The organism is Martinezella tropici (assembly GCF_008370325.1).
In the GTDB taxonomy this organism is placed as follows: Bacteria; Pseudomonadota; Alphaproteobacteria; order Rhizobiales; family Rhizobiaceae; genus Rhizobium; species Rhizobium tropici_B.
The window spans coordinates 25,648-46,530 of record NZ_VNIP01000008.1; the positions used below are offsets into that span (position 1 = coordinate 25,648).

Annotated in this window: 20 protein-coding genes; 11 read left to right on the forward strand and 9 right to left on the reverse strand. The window is 61.9% G+C overall.

All coding sequences use genetic code 11. From position 1 onward, the window contains the following. The 4 genes from FP026_RS13250 to FP026_RS13265 all read left to right on the forward strand — a co-directional run bounded on the left by FP026_RS13250 (position 1) and on the right by FP026_RS13265 (position 4,369). Complete coding sequence (locus FP026_RS13250) at positions 1 to 654, forward strand: amino acid ABC transporter permease (protein ID WP_149635095.1); 654 nt, start codon at positions 1 to 3, stop codon at positions 652 to 654. After that, positions 647 to 1,369 (forward strand): amino acid ABC transporter ATP-binding protein, encoded by a 723-nt coding sequence (locus tag FP026_RS13255; protein WP_149635096.1) that lies wholly within the window; start codon positions 647 to 649, stop codon positions 1,367 to 1,369. The genes FP026_RS13250 and FP026_RS13255 overlap by 8 nt, the downstream gene beginning before the upstream one ends. After that, on the forward strand, positions 1,369 to 2,610 hold the full coding sequence (locus FP026_RS13260) for an NAD(P)/FAD-dependent oxidoreductase (protein WP_149635097.1): 1,242 nt from the start codon (positions 1,369 to 1,371) through the stop codon (positions 2,608 to 2,610). The genes FP026_RS13255 and FP026_RS13260 overlap by 1 nt, the downstream gene beginning before the upstream one ends. Positions 2,611 to 2,680: 70 nt before the next feature. Beyond that, positions 2,681 to 4,369, forward strand: coding sequence for a cis-3-hydroxy-L-proline dehydratase (locus tag FP026_RS13265; protein WP_149635098.1), 1,689 nt, complete (start codon positions 2,681 to 2,683; stop codon positions 4,367 to 4,369). A gap of 68 nt (positions 4,370 to 4,437) precedes the next feature. Here the strand turns inward: FP026_RS13265 and FP026_RS13270 are convergent, their stop codons facing one another. After that, complete coding sequence (locus tag FP026_RS13270; RefSeq protein ID WP_149635099.1) at positions 4,438 to 5,466, reverse strand: trans-3-hydroxy-L-proline dehydratase; 1,029 nt, start codon at positions 5,464 to 5,466, stop codon at positions 4,438 to 4,440. 204 nt (positions 5,467 to 5,670) lie between these two features. Between FP026_RS13270 and FP026_RS13275 the strand changes: the two genes are divergently transcribed. After that, positions 5,671 to 6,345 carry a GntR family transcriptional regulator gene (locus tag FP026_RS13275; protein ID WP_149635100.1) on the forward strand — a complete coding sequence of 225 codons (675 nt, stop codon included), beginning with the start codon at positions 5,671 to 5,673 and terminating at the stop codon, positions 6,343 to 6,345. Between the two features lie 31 nt (positions 6,346 to 6,376). Here FP026_RS13275 and FP026_RS13280 read toward each other — a convergent pair whose 3' ends face one another. From FP026_RS13280 to FP026_RS13300, 5 genes are all read right to left on the reverse strand, one after another. Next, positions 6,377 to 7,138 (reverse strand): SDR family NAD(P)-dependent oxidoreductase, encoded by a 762-nt coding sequence (locus FP026_RS13280; protein ID WP_149635101.1) that lies wholly within the window; start codon positions 7,136 to 7,138, stop codon positions 6,377 to 6,379. A 13-nt stretch (positions 7,139 to 7,151) separates the two neighbouring features. Continuing rightward, positions 7,152 to 7,964, reverse strand: a complete 813-nt coding sequence (locus FP026_RS13285) for an ABC transporter permease (protein WP_149635102.1) — start codon at positions 7,962 to 7,964, stop codon at positions 7,152 to 7,154. Continuing rightward, positions 7,964 to 8,830: an ABC transporter permease gene (locus FP026_RS13290; protein ID WP_149635103.1), complete on the reverse strand. Its 867-nt coding sequence runs from the start codon at positions 8,828 to 8,830 to the stop codon at positions 7,964 to 7,966. Before FP026_RS13290 ends, FP026_RS13285 begins: the two co-directional genes overlap by 1 nt. 84 nt (positions 8,831 to 8,914) lie before the next feature. Beyond that, the gene (locus FP026_RS13295) at positions 8,915 to 10,078 is read right to left on the reverse strand and encodes an ABC transporter substrate-binding protein (RefSeq protein WP_149635104.1); all 1,164 of its coding nucleotides are present in this window, start codon (positions 10,076 to 10,078) and stop codon (positions 8,915 to 8,917) included. 22 nt (positions 10,079 to 10,100) lie between these two features. After that, complete coding sequence (locus FP026_RS13300; RefSeq protein ID WP_149635105.1) at positions 10,101 to 11,192, reverse strand: ABC transporter ATP-binding protein; 1,092 nt, start codon at positions 11,190 to 11,192, stop codon at positions 10,101 to 10,103. Between the two features lie 186 nt (positions 11,193 to 11,378). Here FP026_RS13300 and FP026_RS13305 point away from each other — a divergent pair, with 186 nt between their 5' ends. Continuing rightward, positions 11,379 to 12,191 (forward strand): helix-turn-helix transcriptional regulator, encoded by an 813-nt coding sequence (locus tag FP026_RS13305; RefSeq protein ID WP_149635106.1) that lies wholly within the window; start codon positions 11,379 to 11,381, stop codon positions 12,189 to 12,191. 13 nt (positions 12,192 to 12,204) lie between these two features. Here the strand turns inward: FP026_RS13305 and FP026_RS13310 are convergent, their stop codons facing one another. Both FP026_RS13310 and FP026_RS13315 read right to left on the reverse strand, forming a co-directional pair. Continuing rightward, a complete protein-coding gene (locus tag FP026_RS13310) occupies positions 12,205 to 12,486 on the reverse strand; it encodes a hypothetical protein (RefSeq protein WP_149635107.1) in 282 nt (93 codons plus the stop codon). Further along, on the reverse strand, positions 12,486 to 13,283 hold the full coding sequence (locus tag FP026_RS13315; protein WP_149635108.1) for a DUF899 domain-containing protein: 798 nt from the start codon (positions 13,281 to 13,283) through the stop codon (positions 12,486 to 12,488). Before FP026_RS13315 ends, FP026_RS13310 begins: the two co-directional genes overlap by 1 nt. A gap of 119 nt (positions 13,284 to 13,402) precedes the next feature. Here FP026_RS13315 and FP026_RS13320 point away from each other — a divergent pair, with 119 nt between their 5' ends. From FP026_RS13320 to FP026_RS13330, 3 genes are all read left to right on the forward strand, one after another. Beyond that, the gene (locus FP026_RS13320; protein ID WP_149635109.1) at positions 13,403 to 14,623 is read left to right on the forward strand and encodes a helix-turn-helix domain-containing protein; all 1,221 of its coding nucleotides are present in this window, start codon (positions 13,403 to 13,405) and stop codon (positions 14,621 to 14,623) included. Between the two features lie 47 nt (positions 14,624 to 14,670). Beyond that, positions 14,671 to 15,303, forward strand: a complete 633-nt coding sequence (locus FP026_RS13325; RefSeq protein WP_149635110.1) for a Vgb family protein — start codon at positions 14,671 to 14,673, stop codon at positions 15,301 to 15,303. Positions 15,304 to 15,729: 426 nt separating this feature from the next. Then, positions 15,730 to 16,011 (forward strand): hypothetical protein, encoded by a 282-nt coding sequence (locus FP026_RS13330; protein ID WP_149635111.1) that lies wholly within the window; start codon positions 15,730 to 15,732, stop codon positions 16,009 to 16,011. A 112-nt stretch (positions 16,012 to 16,123) separates the two neighbouring features. On the opposite strand, the gene FP026_RS13335 is transcribed toward FP026_RS13330, so the two are convergent. Beyond that, positions 16,124 to 17,449: an MFS transporter gene (locus FP026_RS13335; RefSeq protein ID WP_188112572.1), complete on the reverse strand. Its 1,326-nt coding sequence runs from the start codon at positions 17,447 to 17,449 to the stop codon at positions 16,124 to 16,126. Positions 17,450 to 17,819: 370 nt separating this feature from the next. On the opposite strand from FP026_RS13335, the gene FP026_RS13340 reads away from it, so the two are divergent. Both FP026_RS13340 and FP026_RS13345 read left to right on the forward strand, forming a co-directional pair. Continuing rightward, positions 17,820 to 19,526: a sensor histidine kinase gene (locus tag FP026_RS13340; protein WP_246665331.1), complete on the forward strand. Its 1,707-nt coding sequence runs from the start codon at positions 17,820 to 17,822 to the stop codon at positions 19,524 to 19,526. Continuing rightward, positions 19,523 to 20,860, forward strand: a complete 1,338-nt coding sequence (locus FP026_RS13345; protein WP_149635113.1) for a sigma-54-dependent transcriptional regulator — start codon at positions 19,523 to 19,525, stop codon at positions 20,858 to 20,860. The genes FP026_RS13340 and FP026_RS13345 overlap by 4 nt, the downstream gene beginning before the upstream one ends. The last annotated feature ends 23 nt before the right edge of the window (positions 20,861 to 20,883 follow it).

Sequence of the window (20,883 nt, forward strand, 5' to 3'; positions counted from 1 at the left end):
ATGTTCGATACCGCACTCACCTGGAATGACCTCCTCTTCCTGGCCAAGGGCGCCGGGATGACGCTTCTGGTCACCGGCGTATCCGTTCTTGCGGGCACGATCCTTGGAGTCGTCTTCGGAGTGATCCGCGTCCAGGCCGGTTCCATCTGGTCGGCGCCGCTCACCTTCGTACTCGACGTGTTTCGTTCGGTGCCGCTGCTCATCCAGCTGGTCCTCGGAAATGCGCTGCAGTCGATCCTGAAGCTCGGCTGGGCGCCGTTCACCACGTCCTGCGTGGTGCTGTCGCTCTACACGGCCGCCTATTGCACCGAAATCGTGCGCGGCGGTATTGCTGCCGTCCCGCCCAATACCCGCCGCGCCGCACGCTCGCTCGGCATGAGCTGGCGGCAAGACATGTGCTATATCGTGGCGCCGCTTGCCACGCGCGTCGCGCTTCCGTCCTGGATCGGGCTTTCGCTCGGCGTCATGAAGGATTCCGCGCTGGTCCTGTGGCTCGGGCTGATCGAGCTGTTGCGCGCCTCGCAAGTCCTCGTGACCCGCCTACACGAACCGCTGCTGATCCTGATGATCTGCGGCGTGATCTACTTCATCATCAGCTTCCCGATCGCCCGCCTCGGCGGTTATCTCGAAAAACGGTGGTCCCCCAATGATTGAGATCGAAAATGTCCGCAAGTCCTTCGGCCCGCTCGAAGTGCTGAAAGGGATCAACCTTACCGTCAGCAAGGGCGAGGTCGTCACCATCATCGGCGGCTCTGGCTCCGGCAAGTCGACGCTTCTGACCTGCATCAACGGTCTGGAACCTATCGATTCCGGCTACATCCGCATCGACGGCACCGAAGTGCATGCGAAATCGACCGACCTCAACAAGCTGCGCCGCAGGGTCGGCATCGTCTTCCAGCAATGGAATGCGTTCCCGCACCTGACCGTGCTGGAAAACGTCATGCTGGCGCCCCGCAAGGTGCTCGGCCTCAGCCGGCAGCAGGCCGAGGAGATGGCGGTCAAGCAGCTCACCCATGTCGGTCTTGCGGAAAAGCTCTCCATCTATCCGACGCGCCTGTCGGGCGGCCAGCAGCAGCGCATGGCGATTGCAAGGGCGCTTGCCATGTCGCCGGAATACATGTTGTTTGACGAGGTGACGTCGGCGCTCGATCCCATGCTGGTCGGCGAGGTGCTCGATACGCTGAAGATGCTGGCGGAGGAGGGAATGACCATGATCTGCGTGACGCATGAAATGGCGTTTGCTCGCGATGTCTCGGATCGCGTCGCCTATTTCCATCAGGGCGTCATGGCCGAGATCGGCAAGCCCGAGCAGATTTTCGGCGCGCCGCAGCATCCCGAGACGCAGAAGTTTCTCGCGAGCGTGCGTTGATGGCGAGACCGGACGTCATCGTCATCGGGGCCGGCGTGGTCGGCCTTTCCGCCGCGATTGCGGCCCAGTCGCGTGGCTTGAGCGTTGTCGTCATTGATCGTCAGGGGCCGGCCGCCGGGGCCTCGGCTGGCAATGCCGGTGCCTTCGCCTTCACGGATATCCTGCCGCTTGCCTCCCCGGGCATTTTGAAGAAGGCGCCGAAATGGCTCCTCGATCCGCTGGGGCCGCTGTCGGTGCCGCCTGCCTATGCGCTCAAGATCGCGCCGTGGATGTTCCGTTTCTGGCGCGCCTGCCAGCCCTCGCGCGTTGCCCATTCGACGGCGGCGCAGACCAGCCTGATGGATCTTTCCAAGGCCGAGTTGGAACCTTTCCTTGCCGCGACGGACACGCTTTCCATGCTGCGCAAAGAGGGCAATCTCCAGGTCTATGAAAGCGAGGCGGAATTCCGCGCTTCGCTGTCGGGCTGGGACGTGCGCCGCAACCACGGCATCGAATTCCAGCATGTGAAGGCCGACGAGATGGCGGCGATCCAGCCGGGGCTGGCATCGCGTTTCACCCTCGGCACCTTCACGCCCGGCTGGTATTCGATTGCCGATCCCAAGCTTTATACGCTCGCGCTGGCCGCACACTTTCGCAGTCGCGGCGGCGTCATCGAGACGGCGGAAATATCGGCGCTCCGTACGATCCCGAGTGGTATCGAAGCGGTGGCGACGGATGGGATGCTGCGCCAGGCCGGCAAGGTCGTTCTGGCCGCCGGCGCCTTCTCGCACCGGATAGCCAAAACGCTTGGCGAGCACATTCCGCTCGAGACCGAACGCGGCTACAATACGACGCTGCCGGCCGATGCCTTCGATCTGCGCACGCAGATAACTTTCGGTGGCCATGGCTTCGTTGTCAGCAAGCTTTCGACTGGCATTCGTGTCGGTGGCGCGGTGGAGCTGGGCGGGCTGGAGCTGCCGCCGAATTTTCGCCGGTCCGATGCCATGCTGCAGAAGGCTCGCACCTTCCTGACCGGTCTCAAGCCGGAGGGTGGCGTGCAATGGATGGGCTTCCGGCCATCACTGCCCGACAGCCTGCCTGCCATCGGCCGTGCCAGGGCGACACCGGATGTGATCTATGCCTTCGGCCACGGCCATCTGGGCTTGACCCAGTCGGCCGGCACAGCGCGTCTCGTCGCCGACCTTCTGACGGGGCGGACACCAGCCATCGACCTTGATCCGTTCTCCCCGCAACGCTTCTGACGCAAACAGGCACGCCGACGCGGCCTTCGCATCGGCGATCACGACCCTCTTGCATATGGATTATGGTGAAATGAACGACATGGCATCGGCTCGCAGCATCATGGGCGGCACGGCAGAGGGCCGCGTCGTCGTCACGCAGGAAGCACTTAGCTTCTGGGGCGGGGTGGATCCGGCCACCGGCAAGGTCATCGATATCCATCATCCCTTGCACGGCGAATGTCTCACTGGCGCGGTCCTGATGATGCCGTCGAGCCGCGGCTCCTGTACCGGCTCCGGCGTGCTGCTCGATCTCGCGCTGACAGGCCGCGCGCCCGCTGCTTTAATCTTTTGCGAGGCTGAGGATGTGCTGACGCTCGGCGCGCTTGTCGCCGCCGAAATGTTTGGTCGGCAGCTACCGGTCGTGCGGCTCCATCCGAATGTCTTTGCGCGCTTGTCGGATGCAAAGACCATCCGGATCGAAACTGCAGCCGTCGTGGCGGACGGCGAGACGATTCCCCTTCTGCCGCCCGCCACCTCCGGGCTTTCTCTGACGGAAGCCGATCGGTCCATGCTGGAGGGCGGCGAGGGTGTTGCGGTTGCCCAGGCTATGCGCATCCTGACCGCCATGGCTGCACAGCAAGGTGCCACCTCCCTCATCGACGTGACGCAAGGGCATATCGATGGATGTATCTATGCAAGTCCGGCCAACCTGACTTTCGCGGAAAAAATGGCCGAGCTTGGTGGGCGCGTGCGCGTGCCAACCACGATGAACGCCATTTCGGTCGATCGTGCCAACTGGCGTTCGCAGGGCGTGCCGGAGGATTTTGGCGATCCCGCCGCGCGACTTGCCGACGCCTATGTGCGCATGGGCTGCCGTCCAACTTTCACCTGCTCGCCCTATCTGCTCGATAGCGCGCCGGGCGCCGGCGAGGCCATCGGCTGGGCGGAATCCAACGCGGTCATTTTCGCCAACAGCGTACTTGCCGCGCGCACGGCCAAGCATCCCGATTTCCTCGACCTCTGCATCGCATTGACGGGCCGCGCCCCGCTTTCGGGCGTATATCTGGATGAAAATCGCAAGGCGACGCGTATCCTCGACGTTGAACTTCCCGAAGGTCGCGACGATGCCTTCTGGCCGCTCATCGGCTATCTCGCGGGAAAGGCGTCTCCCGATCGCATTCCATTGCTGCGCGGCCTTGCCGCCGGTCATCCGTCGCGCGACGACCTGAAGGCACTCTGCGCCGCCTTCGGTACGACTTCGGCAGCACCCATGCTGCATGTCGAAGGTGTGACGCCCGAGGCTGCCGATGCTCTTAATCCAAATGCCGATCGCCTCGCCATTACGCGCGCCGACATGGCTGCCGCCTGGAAGATACTGAACGAGGGGCCGGAAGCAGTCGAGCTTGTCGCCATCGGCAGCCCGCACGCCTCGCTTGCCGAATGTCGTGCGCTTGCCGACGCGTTTGCGGGCCGGCACCGACTGCCTGAGGTAATGGTCATCGTCACTGCAGGACGCGAGGTCATTACGGCTGCCGAGGCGGATGGGACGCTCGCGAGGCTGCGCGACAGCGGCGTGCAGGTTCTGCCCGATCTTTGCTGGTGCTCGATTTCGGAGCCGGTCTTTCCGCCCGGAACGCGCGCCGTAATGACCAATTCAGGCAAATACGCGCATTATGGTCCGGGCCTCAGCGGTCGCACCGTTCGCTTCGGCAGCCTCGCCGATTGCGTGGAAGCTGCTGTCGCGGGGCGTGTTGCTACCGGCCTGCCGAACTGGCTCTGATGAGCATCAGCCATGACGTTGCGTAGAAGGCATTCTGGTGAATGCCTTCTATACTGGTATTTCCCCGTTCAAAGATCCATCGGCCAGGTGTCCGACAGCCGGTAACCGGCGGGGAAGGGGTCATCCGGATCGACCATCAGCTGGTGCGTGCCGACGATCCAGGCGCGGCCTGATATGATCGGGCTGATTGCGGATTTACCGTTGAGCTCGACGGCGCCGTCGATGCTGCAGTGGAATTCGGTATCGATGAGCGAGGTCCCGACAAACCGGTCGCCGACCTTCATTTGACCCTTTGCGTGCAGAACGGCCATGCGAGCGGAACAGCCGGTGCCGGTCGGGGAGCGATCGATTTTGCCGGGACGAATGGCGACTGCGTTCTTCCCCCGTAAGATACCATCCTTCATCTGCACCGGCTCGGTGATCTGGCAGAAGGAGATGTGGTTCCAGTCGTTGACGGGATGGCTAAAGCCGAGTTGTTCATTGGCCGCTTCGGTGATTTTCACGCCGAGCCGGGCTATGTCGCGCGCCTGATCTGGCTGAAGGCTCACATTAATCGAGGCAGCGTCCACGAGTACGAAACTGTCGCCGCCATAGGCGGTATCCACGGTGATCGTGCCGATGCCCTTGACTTCGAGCTTTGCATCGAGCTTGTCGGCGAAGGACGGGACATTGCGGACATGAATGCGCTCGGCCTTGCCGTTGCGACATTCGGCTTTCACCTCGATCAGGCCGCCCGGCGCTTCCAGGACCATGCGGGTGATCGGCTCCTGCATCGGAATAATGCCGGTATCGAGCAGAACGGTGGAAACGCAGATCGAGTTCGAGCCCGACATGGGTGGTGTATCGGCCGGCTCCATGATGATCCAGGCCATCTGGGCCTTCGGGTCCTTCGGCGGAACCAGCAGGTTCACGTGGCGGAAAACGCCGCCGCGCGGTTCGTTGAGAACGAAATTCCTCAAGGTTTCGTCTTCAGCGATCCAGCGCGACTGTTCCCAGACGGTCGCTCCGGGAGGAGGGGCGATCCCACCGACGATCACATCACCGACTTCCCCTTCAGCGTGACAGCTGACGACATGAACGACTTTCGATGTACGCATTTCTGCTCCAGCCTCTTTCAGATATTTTCGTATAACGTATACGATTCAGGAAGGCCGTCAAGGTTCCCTAGCGGCGCACGCGCCCCATCCATCAGATAGACAGACCGCCGCCTTGCGCCTCTAAAGGAGATCGAGATATTGAGAAGATATTGCGGCACTAAAGCCTTCAATCATCCTGAGACGTTTCCGGGGAATAACGACTGAATGCCTCTCAATATCGAAGAGATACCCAATCTGGGGAAGGCGCCGAGCACATCCGATGTGATCCTGAAATTCATCCGGGATTCCATCGCCGACGGCTCGCTTGACGAGGGGGAACCGATCCGCCAGGACGATGTTGCGCGTCTCTTCAATGTCAGCAAGATCCCCGTTCGCGAGGCGCTGAAGCGGCTCGAGGCCGAAGGGCTAGTGGAATTCCACCGCAACAGAGGGGCGATCGTCACCAGTGTTTCAGAACCCGAGATTGCGCAGATTTTCGAGGTCCGCGCCATTTTGGAATCGAATGCGTTGAGACTCTCCATGCCCTTCATGACGGAGAAGACTTTCGATAAGGCTCAAGGTTATTGCGACGCCTTTGCCAGGGAGGCAGACGTCGCACGCTGGTCGGAGCTGAATTGGCAGTTTCACAGTTGTCTCTATGAAGACGCCCGGAGACCCTATCTCGTCAGCACGATCCGCTCCGTCAACGACCGGCTCGAACGCTACCTGCGGGTACAGCTCACCCTGTCGCACGGCAAGGAAACAGCGGATCGCGAGCATCGCGAATTGCTGGCGATCTGCAAAACGGGTGACGTGGAAAAAGCCGCCGCGTTTTTGACCGATCACATCATGCAGGCGTGTCAATCGCTACTGCACCATCTCCCCGCCAAGCGAAGCTGATGGCAGCCTCCGCATTCGATCACGTCACAGCCTAGACAACCGTTTCGCCGCCATCGACGACGAGGATTTGTCCCGTCATGTAGGAGGAGCGGTCGGAAACGAGAAAAAGGATCGGCTCGGCAATTTCCGAAACGTCGGCCCAGCGTCCGAGCGGTACTTTTTCGGCGATATAGTCTTCGATGGCGCTGCGGCCACCCATCTGCGCGATGAACGGCACGTTGAACGGCGTATCGACCCAGCCGGGGCAGAGCGCGTTGACGCGGATACCGAAGCGGGCATAGTCGCCGGCCATCTGCCGGGTCATGGCGATGACGGCGTGCTTGGAGGTAGTGTAGGCAATCATCTCGCGGTCATAGAGCACGCCCGATGACGACGAGGTGTTGAGGATCACCCCCTTGCCGGCCTTCTTCATGATCGGCATGACAAAACGCGAAGCCATGAAATGTGCGCGGACATTCAGGTTCCAGGACGTATCGAAGCCGGAAACCGCAACCTCTTCCAGATTGCCCGCGACCTGAGCGCCGGCGTGATTGTGCAGGATGTCGATGCGTTCGTGCCGCGCGGCGATCTTCGCGATCCCCGCCTCGAGCGCCTGATCGTCCATAACGTCGACGACGAGGCTCTCCGCATTCCCACCTGTCTCCTCGATCTGGCGCACGGTTTCATCGGCATTGGCCAAATCGATATCGGCGACGATCACATGCGCGCCTTCGCGCGCCATGATCAGCGCGCCGGCGCGGCCGATGCCGGAGCCGGCTCCGGTGACGATTGCGACCCGATCCTTGAGTATCATGTGTTTTCCCTGGTCAGTTTGTCGTTGTCTTTTCACGCATCAGGAAACGCGCGATGAGAATGAGGCAGAGTGACGCGATCAGCACCATGGTCGCGATCGCGTTGATCTCCGGCGTGACGCCGCGGCGGATCGAGGCGAAGACATAGATCGGCAGCGTCGTATTCGATCCCGCAACGAAGAAAGCGATGATGAAATCGTCGAAGGAAAAGGTGAAGGCGAGCAGGAAGCCGGCGAGGATCGACGGCATGATCTGCGGCAAGACGATCTGCCGGAAGGTGGTCAGCGGCGTGGCGTAGAGGTCACCGGAGGCTTCGACGATATCGCGCCCGAGGCTCGCGATGCGCGCCTTTACAATCATTGTTACCAGCGCCATGGTGAAGAGGCCGTGTGCCGCGATGATCGAGCCGTAGCCGAGTGCGAATTTCGGCGGCTGATCGCCAGGCCAGATGGCCGCGATCAATGGGTTGATGATGCCGAAGACCTCGACCAGCGCCACCAGCGTCGCAATGCCGATGACGACACCCGGCACGACGATCGCCGCTGCAAAGAGCCCGTCGAAGACGGCGCGGGCGCGCGGGCCGAGCCGCTCCAGTCCGATTGCCGCCATCGTACCGAAGATCGCCGCGAGTGCTGCACTGGTAAAGGCGATGATGAGGCTGTTCTGCAGCGCTTCCATCAGGAAAGTGTTGGACAGCGCCCGCCCATACCACTGCGTCGAAAAGCCGGTGAACTCGCTCGCATTGCGGCCAGCATTGAAGGAGAACAAGACGACGAGCGCGATCGGCGTATACAGGAACAGATAGACGAAAGTGACGAGCGCGCGCATTAGACGAGATCCACCTGGCGAGTGCCCGCGACGCGCCAGGCGATGCGCATTGCAACCAGCAGCACGACGACGACGACTGCAACGAGCGTTACGGCGATCGCCGATCCGAATGGCCAGTTGCGCGACTGCAGGAAGAGGTCGACGAGCGCATTGCCGATGAAGAAGACTTTGCCGCCGCCGAGCAGCTGCGGGATCAGATATTCCCCGAGCAAGAGGATCGTCACCAGAGCGACGCCGGTCATGACGCCGGGCAAGGATAGCGGCAGCGTGATGCCGAAGAAGGTCGAGATAGGCTTGGCGCCAAGATCGGCGGATGCCTCCAGCAGTCGGCGGTCGAGCTTTTCCAGGCTGACGTAGATCGGCATGATCATCAGCGGCAGATAGCCGTAGACGATGCCGAGCAGCACGGCACCCGGCGTGTTGATGAGCCGGACATTCTCTATCCCCAGAAACTCGAGCAGATGTGGAATGCCCCGCGCGCCGAGCAGATACATCCAGGCGTATGTGCGCACGAGCAGGCTGGTCCAGAAGGGAACGACAACAAGCGAAACGAGCAGCAGGCGGCGTTGCGGGCTGGCTTTGACGGCGAGATAATAGGCGACCGGATAGGCAACGAGCAGGCAGGCAGCCGCACCGATCGGCGCAAGGATCAGCGTGTTGATGAAGGCGGCCGAACGCGAGCCGAGATTGGCGAATTGCGCGAAGGTGAAAGCTGCTTGGTATCCGCCTTCCGGCGCACGCTCGCCAAAGGCGAAGATGATGATGGCGATGAAGGGCAGCACCAGGAAGACGAACAGCCAGATGCTTGCCGGACCGACAAGAGCAGCAGTGACGAGGCGCCGTTTGGTGGCAGGGTTAAGGGGCATCGGAAGGTTCTTTATCCGCCGGTTCTAGGCACGAAGCCGGCCCTTGCCGCCATGGCGGCAAAGACCGGAGTTGGGCGAGGGCGATCAGGCCGACTTGAAGCGGGCCATCAGCTCGGCACGGCTCGGATCGGTGAGAGTGACGGCGGCACCGAATTCGAGCGGCGTCAGCGCGGCCTCATCCGGATAGACGATCTTGTTCGAGGTGATTTCCTTCGGCAGGAGCTCGATGACGCGGCTGTCGGTGGTTGGTGCGCCGTTGGCGATGTGCTCCTTCACGGCGTTTTTCGGATCCATCAGATAGTTGAGCAGGGCATAGCCGGCCGCCTTGTTCGGCGCATCCTTTGGAATGGCGTAATAATCGGTCCAGATCTCGCCGCCGTCCTTGCCGAGCACATAGGCAAGTTCGGGCATGTCGCGGTTCAGCTGCGCGCCGTCATTCGTCCAGCACATGGTCAGCCAGGCGTCGGTCGAGCGCATCGACGGCTGATAGTCGGAATTGATGGCGAAGAGATGCGGCTTGACCTTGATCAGCAATTCCTCGGCCTTGGCGAGTTCTTCCGGCTTGATCGAATTGAAGTCGTAGCCGAGGGAAACGAGCGCGCTGCCAATGGTCGTCAGCTGATAGTCGTGGACCATGGCGCGGCCGTCGGCGTCCGTCTGCGCGATCTCGAAGAAATCCTTCCAGCTTGAAAGCTTGGTCTTGATCTTCTTCGTGTTGACGGAAAAGCCGGTCGTGCCCCAGTTTTTCGGTACGGCGTAGGTTTTTCCGTCGATCTGCCCTTCCTTGGTGAAGCGTGGGCTTTCCGTCGCCTGGCTGAAGTTCGGGATCTTCGTAAGGTCGAGCTCCTCGATGAGTCCGAGCTTGTGATGGGTCGAGATCGTGTAGTTGGTCGGCACGAAGAGCGACCAGCCGGAGGCGCCGGCCTGGAGCTTTGCGAGCATTTCCTCATTCGAGCCGAAGACGTTGACTTCGACGGCGACGCCGGTTGCCGCCTTGAAGTTCTCGAAGGTCTGGGGATCGTGATAGTTCGGCCAGGTTGCGATCGACATCTGCGTGCCGAGTTCGCCGGCGGCATAGGCGGGCGTCGACAGTGCGCCCGGAACGCGCGACAGCACGGCCGTCGCAAGGCCGAGGCCGGTGATGCCGAGGAAGTGGCGACGGCTGATCGAGCCGCGCTTCAGGCGCATGAATTCGTCCATGAAGCCTTCGGCTGAAATCGGAAGATTGTCCTTATAATCCTTGCTCATGATGCTGTTCCCTTGTTTTGGCTTATGCATTCGATGCTGGAAAGACATGTAAGGCTGTGGGGTCGAAGCCGAGGAAGACCTCTTCGCCCGGACCCACGAGATCGCGTTCGTTCATGCTGCGGCGATCCGAGGTGATGAGGAAATCACCGAGACCTGGAACGGTGACCGCATATTCGGCTGACGAGCCCAGGAAGATGCGATGCGTCACCGTGCCCTTGAAGGACATGCCGGATGCCGCCATGTCGCGGCTGAGATGAATCGCTTCCGGGCGCAGGGCCGCAATTGCCGCTCCCGGTGCGAGGCGCTTGCCGGCCGAAAGCGCCGAGCCATCCGCGAGGCGAAGCGTTTCGCCATCGGCCTCCATTGTCGCCTCGATGCGGTTGGTCTTGCCGACGAAATCGGCGACGAAGAGGTCGGCGGGCCGGTCATAGACCTCCTGAGGCGTGCCGAGCTGGCGGATGCGGCCGGCGCTCATCACGCAGACGATATCGGCCATCGACAAGGCCTCTTCCTGGTCATGGGTGACAAGAACGAAGGTGATGCCGAGTTCGCGCTGCAGCGTCTGAAGCTCGATCTGCATGGCCGAACGCAGCTTTTTGTCGAGCGCGGCAAGCGGCTCGTCGAGCAGGAGGACGGAAGGGCGATTGACGATGGCGCGCGCCAGGGCGACGCGCTGCTGCTGCCCGCCGGACATTTCATGGATGCGGCGCTTGGCAAAGCCGCCGAGGCGCACCATCTCGAGCGCTTCGGCGACGCGCCGGTCGATTTCAGCCGCGCCGATCTTAGGTCGCATCTGCTTCAGCCCGTAGGCGACATTCTGCGCGACGTTGAAATGCGGAAACAACGCATAATGCTGGAACACCATGTTGACGGGACGCCGGTAGGCCGGAACGCCGTTCATCTCGCGCCCGTCGATCAGCACCGTGCCTTCGCTCGGCTGTTCGAAGCCGCCGATCATGCGCAGGCACGTCGTCTTGCCGCAGCCGGAGGGGCCGAGAAGTGCCAGGAATGCACCCTTGGGCACATTGAGATTGATGTCCGTTACGGCGGTCACGGCGCCATAGTTCTTCGTGACCGAACGGAATTCGATATCGTTCGTTGAAGCGGATGCCACGTCTGTTCCCTGCGGTTGGTCGGCAGTCTTGGATCTGCCTTATTGCCACCGTCGTTAAGGAAAGAGTAAGCCCGGGCTTCCCGCGAGGTATATACCCCGAAAGAGGTATTTCCGTGCAAGATGCTTCGTGGAAGGTGTATATAGGGCTGCGCTTGTCAGCGCGGGGCGGTAGAGGGGATCCGTCACATGAGCATCGACCTTGAAGGGCTGTTTACCGCCTTCAGCGCCACAATTGGGCGATCGACGATGGCGGATGCCGAATTCGGAGAGACGTTCCGTCAGATGATGGCGGCGCTGGTGCGGTTCGACTACGTGGTCGTCTTCGCCTATCGCGGCAAGGAGCGGCCGATCGACCTCTACAGTACCTTCGATCACGAGGAGCATATCGTCTTCGTCACGCTTTATCAGGCAGGCCCCTATCTACTGGATCCTTTCTATCACACGGCGCGCGAACGCCGCGAAGGCGTGCTCAGGATGCGGGAGCTGGCGCCGGATCGCTTCTTTTCCAGTGAGTACTACCGAACCTATTATGTGCAGACCGGCTTGGCCGAGGAGATCGGCTTCTTCGTCAATGCCGACGACGACATCACTGTTGTCCTGTCGCTAATGCGACGCGAGAAGACCGGGGTTTTTCCGCCTGCGGAATTTGCGACGCTGAAGAAGGTCGAGCCGCTCGTCGCAAGCATGGTGAGACATTATTGGTCCGGCCTAGCCTCGCGCTTCGATGTGCAGCTGGCGGCCGGTAGCAGGACGAGGCGAAAGTCGGGTCAGAACGAAAACATCCCGCCAGCCGAAGCGGTCTGGCGGGATCTCAATCTGACAAGCCGTGAAACCGCGATCGTCGAGCTCGTTTTGCAGGGGCATTCGTCGGAATCGATCGGCCTGAAGCTCAATATCTCGACGGGGACGGTGAAGGTCCACCGGCGTAACGTCTATCGCAAGCTCGGCATTTCCTCGCAGACCCAGCTGCTTTCCCTCTACCTCAAGAATCTCGCATAGTTCGGCCGAGACTCTAGCCCAACATACGGGCGCCATTTCCATCTCTCGCGAGCAGCCTCAGCCAGGGGCCGCAGTGGAAGAAGGTCATGAGCACATACATCGGCACCATGCCGCCAAGCATCGAGCTGTCCTGTGTGGAACAGATCATGTCGCCGGCTGAACCATAAGCGGATAGCACCGTCATCAGGGCGAAGCTCGGCGCGGCGGCCAAAGCCAGCAAGCGGCCGGCGATGACGGGCAGGGCAGGGGCGGCGGTGCGGTCGCCCCTTTCACCGATTTCGGACGAGACGGACATCAGTTGGCTCCATATCGGTCGTGGTGCCTCCACCATACGCCGGTCTCGTTGCGGCCAAGCGGCGCGCGGTCGAGCCACTGGTACATGCCCCAGAGACCGTCGAGCCCGCGAGCATAGGACGAGTAGGTGTGATAAATGTCGCCATTCTGCATCGCGAAAGCGCTGACGCCGGGCCGGTCGCGCGTGTAGGTCGCGACATCCGTCCCCGTCATTGACGCCATTAGCTCGACCGGGCCTTCGCTGCCGCGCGGCTCCCATTCCTGCATCGTCTTGCCCACCTGAGCGTCGGGCATCGGCGGCTCGCGGCGGTAGTTGTATTCGATGCCGCCGTCGCGCTGTTCCTCCGGCGTGAACCAGACATTGAAATCATGGTTGAAATCGCTGTTGGCGGAAGAGGCCCAATCAAACGTCCAGCCCATGCGCCGTCTGAATTCCAAGAGCTTGGTAAGCGGCGCCCGGGATATTGCGGAAAAGGCGACATCATGGTTTTCAAGATGGACCGCGATGCCGTTGAAACCGTCGGCGATCGACGAACAGGATGGGCAGCCGGCCGTGTAGTCCGGCCCGAACATGAAATGATAGACGAGAAGCTGCGAGCCTCCCTTGAAGAGGGCCGAGAGAGGCACAATGCCCTTCTCGGTCTCGAGCCGGTAGTCCTTCTCCACCTTCACCCAGGGCAATTCCTGCCGGCGGGCGGTAATCTCGTCGCTGCGCCGCGTCAGTTCCTTTTCCTGCTCCAGCAGCGAAAGCCGTGCCGAAAGCCATTCCTTGCGTGTTCCTGTCTTATGCGTTGTCATGGTTCATCTCCTCTTGTCTGTCAGGTCGTCCTTGTCGGCGCTGCATCTTGCCAGCCGATATGCGATAACTTACCGCTGGAGGCGTAAGGGGTGGGAGTTACAAGTGTGACGGGATTTCGATGGACTCGCTGATCGTCGCGGCCGCTCAGGCGCTTGCTGCCGGCGATGTGCTGGGCGCGCTGAAGCGTGTGTCGCTGCGCGAGGATGCACCGGCGTTGGCGCTGCGCGGCATTGCCATGGCGCAGCTCGGCGATCTTGCCCGCGCCAAGACGCTCTTGAAGAGTGCTGCGCGCGCCTTCGGTCCGCGTGAGGCTGTCGCCCGTGCGCGGTGCACCGTGGCCGAAGCCGAGATTGCCCTCGTGTCACGTGACCTTGGCTGGCCGGAAAAGGCGCTGGAGACGGCAAGGGCCGCCCTCGAAAAACATGGCGACCACATCAATGCCGCCCATGCCCGCAACCTGCAGATACGCCGTCTGCTGCTTGTCGGTCATCTGGACGAGGCCGAACGCCTATTGGCGAAGCTCGATCCATCGCCGTTGCCACCAGCTGCAAGGGCGAGCCATGAACTGGCGGTCGCCGGCATCGCCATCCGCCGCCTGCGGATCGCGCCGGCCCGCGCCGCCCTTGCCCGCGCCACAGAAGCGGCCAGCAAGGCCGCGATCCCCGCACTTGCGATCGAGGTGCGCGACGCGGCACGTGCTCTGGATGCCCCAGCCGCGCGTCTGGTAGCCCAGGGCGAGGAAAAATTGCTGTCGCTCGATGAGGTCGAGGCCCTGTTGGCGTCCGGAACATTGGTCGTCGATGCCTGTCGCAATATTGTGCGCAGCGGCGGCGAAATCGTGCCGCTTGCGAGCCGGCCGGTGCTCTTTGCCCTGGCGCGCGTGCTTGCCGAGGCCGCTCCTGCCGATGTGCCGCGTTCTACCCTGCTTTCCCGTGCGTTCCGCGCTCGCCATGCCGACGAATCCCACAGGGCTCGACTGAGGGTCGAAATCGGGAGGCTTCGCGCCGCCTTGGAGCCACTGGCCGATATCAGCGCGACGCCGAGCGGCTTTGCGCTGACGCCGCGCGGGGAAAGCGATGTCGTGGTGCTGGCGCCGCCTGTCGAGGTCGAGAATGGCTCGCTGCTCGCTCTGCTTTCGGATGGAGAATCCTGGTCGAGTTCGGCATTGTCGATTGCACTGGGAACAAGCCCGCGCACGGTGCAGCGTGCTCTCGACGCGCTTGCCGCGGCTGGCATGGTGCAAAGTGTCGGCAACGGGAGGGCCTGCCGCTGGATGATGCCGCCGGTTGTCGGCTTCCCGACAACATTGTTACTCCCTGGGCCGCTGCCGAGCGACTAAGTTCTCTCATATCGACACTCAACCAATCCTGACCGGAGGATGGAAGCATGAAAAAGTCCCGAGCAGAAATCATTCGCGAATACGGTCCCTTCGAGAACGCACCCCGCGTGAATGGCGTCACCTTCGACGGCCAGCACGTCTGGTTCGCCTCTGGCGAAAAGCTGCATGCTCTGAATCCGGAGAGCGGCGAACAGGTGCGCACGATCGATGTCGCGTCTCATGCAGGCACCGCTTTCGACGGACGCTATCTCTATCAGATCGCCGAGGACAAGATTCATAAGGTCGATCCCGGGACGGGGAATATAGTTTCCACCATTCCCGCACCCGGCAACGGCGGCGATTCAGGTCTTGCCTGGAGTGACGGCAGCCTGTGGGTCGGGCAGCATCGCGGCCGCAAGATCTACGAAATCGACCCCGAAACCGGTGCCATCAAGCGCACTATCGAATCCAACCGCATCGTCACCGGCGTCACATGGGTCGACGGAGAATTGTGGCACGGCACTTGGGAGGGCGACGAAAGCGATGTGCGCCGCGTCGATCCGGCGACGGGCGAAGTGCTGGAGCGGCTTGAAATGCCCGAAGGGACCGGCGTCTCCGGCCTCGAATCCGACGGCAAGGACCGGTTCTATGCCGGCGGTGGCGGCAGCGGTAAACTGCGGGCGATCCGCCGCCCGCGCTGAGCGGCTTTAATCGAGATGCCCCGCATCGGAGATCGATCGGTCTCCGATGCGTTCCGGCAGCAAGTTTTTCGTTTTTCAATCAGACTATAGGATAATATCGACCGTGCCCGTTCATTTCGGCTTTGGAAAGGGTTGGCTTACGGGTGTGACTTGAAAAGCTCCATTCGGATCACGATTGGATACTACACCTTTAGAACGTCCCGAGGACAACGGCACTTAAGATCGATCTGCGTGAGCGGCCGCTGCCGCCACATCGCGCCTGGTGAGCCAGCCGCAATGCCATGCGCCCTTGGCATGGAAGCCATGCCTTGCCGCTTGGCGCCTTCATCGCCATATCTGGCTTACCAATCGCATTTCTACCATGTCCAGTTACAAGCTGCGCCGCTCCGGCTGATGCCGGAGATATTCGCGTGCGGAGGATACGTCATGAATGGTATCACCAAAAGCCTTGACGAAATGAACCTGCAGGAGCGCGCCGACCTTATGACGGCTGTTGCGGATGTACTGCAGGCTGCGGCCGAAGAGGCGGAGGAGGATGGCGATGCGCTGGCCGCCACTAATTCCCTCTTTCTCGCATGCAATCTTCGCGGCTGTTCGTCGGATCTCGACCCGAAGGATCTGAAGGCCGCCGAGCTTCTGCTGGAGCAGGGCATCACGTTCATTCATCTGCTGAATGGGCGCAGGAAGAGCAGCACTTCGGTTCACTAGCGGCTGCGATCTCGTATTCGGCCCGCACCGGCGGGGCCATCATCGATGGCCCCGCCGGCTCATGTTCTCTTGATCCTGTGATCAGGATCCCTCTTTCCATTGGCCGGACGGATCAATCCTCGCGAATGGCGCTGTTTTTGGCCGTATCCCGCATGAAGAGATAGATGACGAGCGAGATGCCGATCATTGCCGTTACATACCAGTAGAAGCCCTGCTCCCAGCCGCTGCTCTTGAACTTCAGCGCCACGAATTCGGCCGTGCCGCCGAACAGCGTATTGGCCAGGGCATAGGGCAGTGCCACGCCGAGGGCGCGGATATGCGCCGGAAACAGCTCCGCCTTCACCACTGCGTTGATCGAGGTATAGCCGGTGACGATGATCAGCGCGCCCATGACGAGCAGCCCCGCGATCAGCGGGTCCTTCGTGGTTTCGAGGGTCGAGAAGATCGGATAGGTGAACAGCACGCCGCAGAGGCCGAAGCTGATCATCAGCGGCTTGCGGCCGATCTTGTCGGAAAGTCCGCCTGCGATCGGTTGCAGCAGCATGAAGATGAACAACGTGATTGCGTTGATCTCGCTCGACGTTTCCCGGCTGAATCCGGAGGTGTTGACCAGGAATTTCTGCATGTAGATCGAATAGGCGTAGAAGGCGAGCGTGCCGCCGGCGGTCAGCAGCATCACTATCGCAGTCTCCTTCGGATGCCGGGTGATGAGCATCCAGAAGCCGGATTTCTGTGCATCGCCTGCACGCAGGTTCTTGAAGCTTTCGGTTTCGGCAAGCCCGCGCCGCAGCCAGAAGACGACGACGGCAAGCGCCGCGCCGACGAAGAAGGGAATGCGCCATCCCCAGGCATTGAGCGTCTCCGCAGTCATAAAGGCCTGCAATATGATGAGGACGGCGATGGCGAGGAGCTGGCCCGAGATCAGGGTGACATACTGGAACGACGAGAAGAAACCGCGGCGCTGCCGGCCGGCCATTTCGGAAAGATAGGTTGCCGAGGCGCCATACTCGCCTCCCACTGACAGGCCTTGCATCAGGCGGGCAAGGACCAGAAGCGCCGGCGCTGCCACGCCGATTGCTTCATATCCCGGTGTCAGCGCGATGATCAGCGAACCAGCGCACATCAGCGTCACGGAGAGCGCAAGGCCGGCCTTTCGACCCTTACGGTCGGCGTAAAGCCCCATGATCCAGGCGCCGATCGGCCGCATGACGAAGCCGACGGCAAAGACCGCTGCCGAGTTCAACAGCTGCGCCGTCTGATCGCCGGCGGGAAAGAAATGCGGAGCGAAATAGAGTGCGAATGCGGCATAGACATACCAGTCGAACCATTCGACCAGATTGCCCGTCGAGCCCCCGATGATCGATTTGAGACGGTTGCGTTTCCCGGCGGCATCCGCCGCTGCCGTCGTCTCGATGGGGTCTTGTAATGTATCCAGCATTGAGCCTCTCCTCCCTTGGTCGCTTCGGTCGTCGCCATCGCGATGATTGCTGTGGACGACGGATTTTGAGAGAGGCCGCATATGCGCTTGCCCGCCGGCTCGTCCTTGCGAGGCGGAACGGGGCCAATACCGATTGTTTATCGAGGATCACTCTCCCAGTGGCGCCATTGTTGCGTGCGGAAATGCCGGAGACGAGGCCTATCGGACATCCATGATACCACATTGAAATATTTCATATTTCCATGATCTCACCTTGGTTCTTGCCATTATTTGCGCAAGATTCTGCATGGCAATTTCGAGGCTTGTGCAATATTCTGCACAAATGACTGGGTTTGGATTGAGACGGATTCTGCTTTTGGCGGTGGCTGCTGTGGCTGTCGCAGCCGGCATTTGGCTTACTGCGCTCTCTCTGTCGCGCCATGAGGCGCTGGCGCAGCTGGAAGCGGAGGCCGCCGGGCTTGCTGTGCAGCACAGCCGCCTGGTCGACAGCGAACTGGCTCGTTTCCGGCTGCTGCCGATCGTGCTTGGCGAATATCGCGACCTCGGTGAGGCTCTTGCAAGCCCCACCGCCGATGCGGCTCGTCGGCTCGACCAAAAGCTCGGCTTTCTCGCCCATCAGACCGGTGCCTATATCATATATCTGGTCGATCATACCGGGCTGGTCATTTCCGCGTCAAATGCGGCGACCGAAGATAGCTTCGTCGGTAAGAATTTCAGTTTCCGGCCCTATTTTTCCGAAGCGATGAAAGACGGCATGGCGGAATATTATGGCGCCGGTGCAATCAGCGGCCGGCCCGGCCTGTTTATCGCGCGCAGGGTCGGCGATGCTGCCGCGCCGGCCGGCGTCGTGGTCGTCAAATTCGAATTCGAACCCGTGTCGCGGATTTGGGCGAATGATCCGGGGAAGACGCTTGTCGTCGACGAACACCAGATCATCCTTGCCGCATCCGACCCGTCACAGGTGCTGACCGCGCTCGCGCCGCTATCGGCGGAAGACCGCGCCCGCATCGTCGCGAGCGGCCAGTATCGAGACGCGGCGCTAGGGCCGGGGAACTACCGTGTGGAAGATGCCGGCCGCATTCGCGGACCGCGAGATCAGATCATGGTCGCAGCCGAGCAGCCGGTTGCCGGCACACGTCTGCGCCTTCTGCATCTTCTCGATACGCGCATGGCCTTGCAGGAGGCCAGTGCACAGGCCTGGCTGCTGGCCTTGCCCGCCATCCTCGGGCTGGCTGTCATCGGGGCTGCGATCTGGTGGCGCATCACCCGCGTTGCGCGGGCGGCTGCCGATCGGCGGGCACTTGAGGAGGCTGTCGCTGCGCGCACGGCCGAGCTGCGCGACGAGATAGCCGAACGTGCCCGCGCCGAGGACCGCTATCGCGATGCTCGCGAGGAACTTGCCCAGGCCAACCGGCTCGCCTCCGTCGGCTCGATCACGGCGGGGCTGATGCACGAAATCAACCAGCCGGTCGCAACCATCCGCACCTTGGCCGAGAATGCCCGCCACCATCTCGCTGCCAATCGCCTTGATCGTGTCAGCGCCAATTTGGATGCCGCGGTCGACGTGACGGCGCGCATAGGAACGATCACGCAGGAAATGCGGCGGTTCTCGCGCCGGGGACGGCATGCGGCCGGACCGGAACCGCTCGATGGCATCATCGCCGGCGCCTTGCTGCTGGTTGGAAACCGGTTCCGCAAGGCAGGCGTGCGGCTGGATCTTCCGCCACAAGGCCAGCCGCGGGTGCTGGCCGAGCGGGTGCGGCTGGAACAGGTTCTCGTCAATCTACTGCAGAATGCCATCGATGCGGTGTCGAGCGGTGTCGATCCGCATGTCGCCTTGTTCGTCGACGACATGGAGAAAAATGCTGTGAGGCTGACGGTCGCCGACAATGGTCCGGGCATCGACCCGGCCCTGGCGAAGGAGATATTCCGTCCCTTCATGACGGGCAAGCCCGATGGACTGGGCCTTGGGCTCGGGATCGCTCAGGACATAATGAACGATCTCGGCGGATCATTGACAATCGGCCCGTCGCCGCTCGGTGGTGCGGCCTTCATAGTTACGATGGGGCGGGCATGACCCTGCAAGCGCCGCAGAAAGTGCTGCTGGTGGAGGATGACGGCCCTTTCAATGCCGCTCTCAGCGATTCCTTCGCCATAGCCGGCTTCGAGGTTGAGACGCATGGCGACGGGCAGTCGGCGCTGGCAAGCCTTGCCGTTGCGCTGCCGGGTGTGATCGTCACCGACATCCGCCTGCCTCGCGTCGACGGACACGACCTCCTCGAGGCAGTGCAGGCGCGCGATCCCGACCTCCCCGTCATCCTGATGACCGGGCACGGCGATATCGCCATGGCGGTCGGTGCCTTGAAGCAGGGCGCCTATGATTTTATCGCCAAGCCTTTTGCCACGGATCATATGATCGCCTCCGTGCGCCGCGCGCTGGAGACGCGGCGTCTGGTGCTGGAGAACCGGCGCCTGCGGCAGGCCGCTGCGGAAGCGGAAGATACTTCGCCGCTTCTTGGCCAGACGCCGGTCATGGCGCGATTGCGTGAAACGATACGCCAGGTCGCCGTCGCCGATGTGGACGTTCTGGTCGAGGGTGAAACCGGCACCGGCAAGGAACTCGTCGCGCGCCTCATCCATCGCTGGAGCAGGCGGCATGCCCGCGGCTTCGTCGCGGTCGATTGCGCCGCCCTGCCGGATGCGATCGCCGACGAAACCCTGTTCGGAAATCGCGCCCGGCGTGGCCGCATCGCGGAGGCGGATCGCGGCACGCTGTTTATCGATGAAATCGACAGCATGTCGCCCATGCTCCAGGGACGGCTTCTGCGTGTGGTCGAGGAGCGCGAGCTGCCCTCGTCGACCGGCGGGCCGGCTCCCGTCAATCTCCGGATCGTCGCGGCGACCAAGACCGACCTGCATGGCTTGGTCGCCGAGGGCCGTTTCCGCGCCGATCTGCTCTATCGGCTGGAGACCGTGCGGATCCGCATCCCGCCTTTGCGGGAGCGCCGCGCCGACATCGGCCTATTGTTCAGTGCCTTTCTCGACGATGCCGCGCGCCAGCACGGTGTTGCGCGACCACAAATCGATGTCGCGATGGAGGCGCGTTTTCTAACTGATGATTGGCCGGGCAATGTTCGCGAATTGCGCAACTACGCAACCCAGGTAGTTCTGGGCCTGACGTCAGCCCAGCACCGGCCCGCTTCGGAACTTGGTCTCTCCGACCAGATGGATCAGTTCGAGGCGAGCATCTTGCGGGCAGCGCTCGACCGGTTCGAGGGCGACATCGCCGAGGTCGCTGCAGCGCTGCAACTGCCGCGCCGCAGCCTCTATGCCCGCCTGCAACGCCATGGCATCAACCCATCGGCTTATCGAAGGCGAGATAATGCACATGGTGACGGTAGCAAGAGCTGAGCGAATGTAGCTCCGTTCGCTCG

Excerpts from the sequence above, each read along its gene's own strand:
- FP026_RS13250 (WP_149635095.1), top strand. The coding sequence starts at position 1 with ATGTTCGATACCGCACTCACCTGGAATGACCTCCTCTTCCTGGCCAAG.
- FP026_RS13255 (WP_149635096.1), top strand. The coding sequence starts at position 647 with ATGATTGAGATCGAAAATGTCCGCAAGTCCTTCGGCCCGCTCGAAGTG.
- FP026_RS13260 (WP_149635097.1), top strand. The coding sequence starts at position 1,369 with ATGGCGAGACCGGACGTCATCGTCATCGGGGCCGGCGTGGTCGGCCTT.
- FP026_RS13265 (WP_149635098.1), top strand. The coding sequence starts at position 2,681 with ATGAACGACATGGCATCGGCTCGCAGCATCATGGGCGGCACGGCAGAG.
- FP026_RS13270 (WP_149635099.1), bottom strand. The coding sequence starts at position 5,466 with ATGCGTACATCGAAAGTCGTTCATGTCGTCAGCTGTCACGCTGAAGGG.
- FP026_RS13275 (WP_149635100.1), top strand. The coding sequence starts at position 5,671 with ATGCCTCTCAATATCGAAGAGATACCCAATCTGGGGAAGGCGCCGAGC.
- FP026_RS13280 (WP_149635101.1), bottom strand. The coding sequence starts at position 7,138 with ATGATACTCAAGGATCGGGTCGCAATCGTCACCGGAGCCGGCTCCGGC.
- FP026_RS13285 (WP_149635102.1), bottom strand. The coding sequence starts at position 7,964 with ATGCGCGCGCTCGTCACTTTCGTCTATCTGTTCCTGTATACGCCGATC.
- FP026_RS13290 (WP_149635103.1), bottom strand. The coding sequence starts at position 8,830 with ATGCCCCTTAACCCTGCCACCAAACGGCGCCTCGTCACTGCTGCTCTT.
- FP026_RS13295 (WP_149635104.1), bottom strand. The coding sequence starts at position 10,078 with ATGAGCAAGGATTATAAGGACAATCTTCCGATTTCAGCCGAAGGCTTC.
- FP026_RS13305 (WP_149635106.1), top strand. The coding sequence starts at position 11,379 with ATGAGCATCGACCTTGAAGGGCTGTTTACCGCCTTCAGCGCCACAATT.
- FP026_RS13310 (WP_149635107.1), bottom strand. The coding sequence starts at position 12,486 with ATGTCCGTCTCGTCCGAAATCGGTGAAAGGGGCGACCGCACCGCCGCC.
- FP026_RS13315 (WP_149635108.1), bottom strand. The coding sequence starts at position 13,283 with ATGACAACGCATAAGACAGGAACACGCAAGGAATGGCTTTCGGCACGG.
- FP026_RS13320 (WP_149635109.1), top strand. The coding sequence starts at position 13,403 with ATGGACTCGCTGATCGTCGCGGCCGCTCAGGCGCTTGCTGCCGGCGAT.
- FP026_RS13325 (WP_149635110.1), top strand. The coding sequence starts at position 14,671 with ATGAAAAAGTCCCGAGCAGAAATCATTCGCGAATACGGTCCCTTCGAG.
- FP026_RS13330 (WP_149635111.1), top strand. The coding sequence starts at position 15,730 with ATGAATGGTATCACCAAAAGCCTTGACGAAATGAACCTGCAGGAGCGC.
- FP026_RS13335 (WP_188112572.1), bottom strand. The coding sequence starts at position 17,449 with ATGCTGGATACATTACAAGACCCCATCGAGACGACGGCAGCGGCGGAT.
- FP026_RS13345 (WP_149635113.1), top strand. The coding sequence starts at position 19,523 with ATGACCCTGCAAGCGCCGCAGAAAGTGCTGCTGGTGGAGGATGACGGC.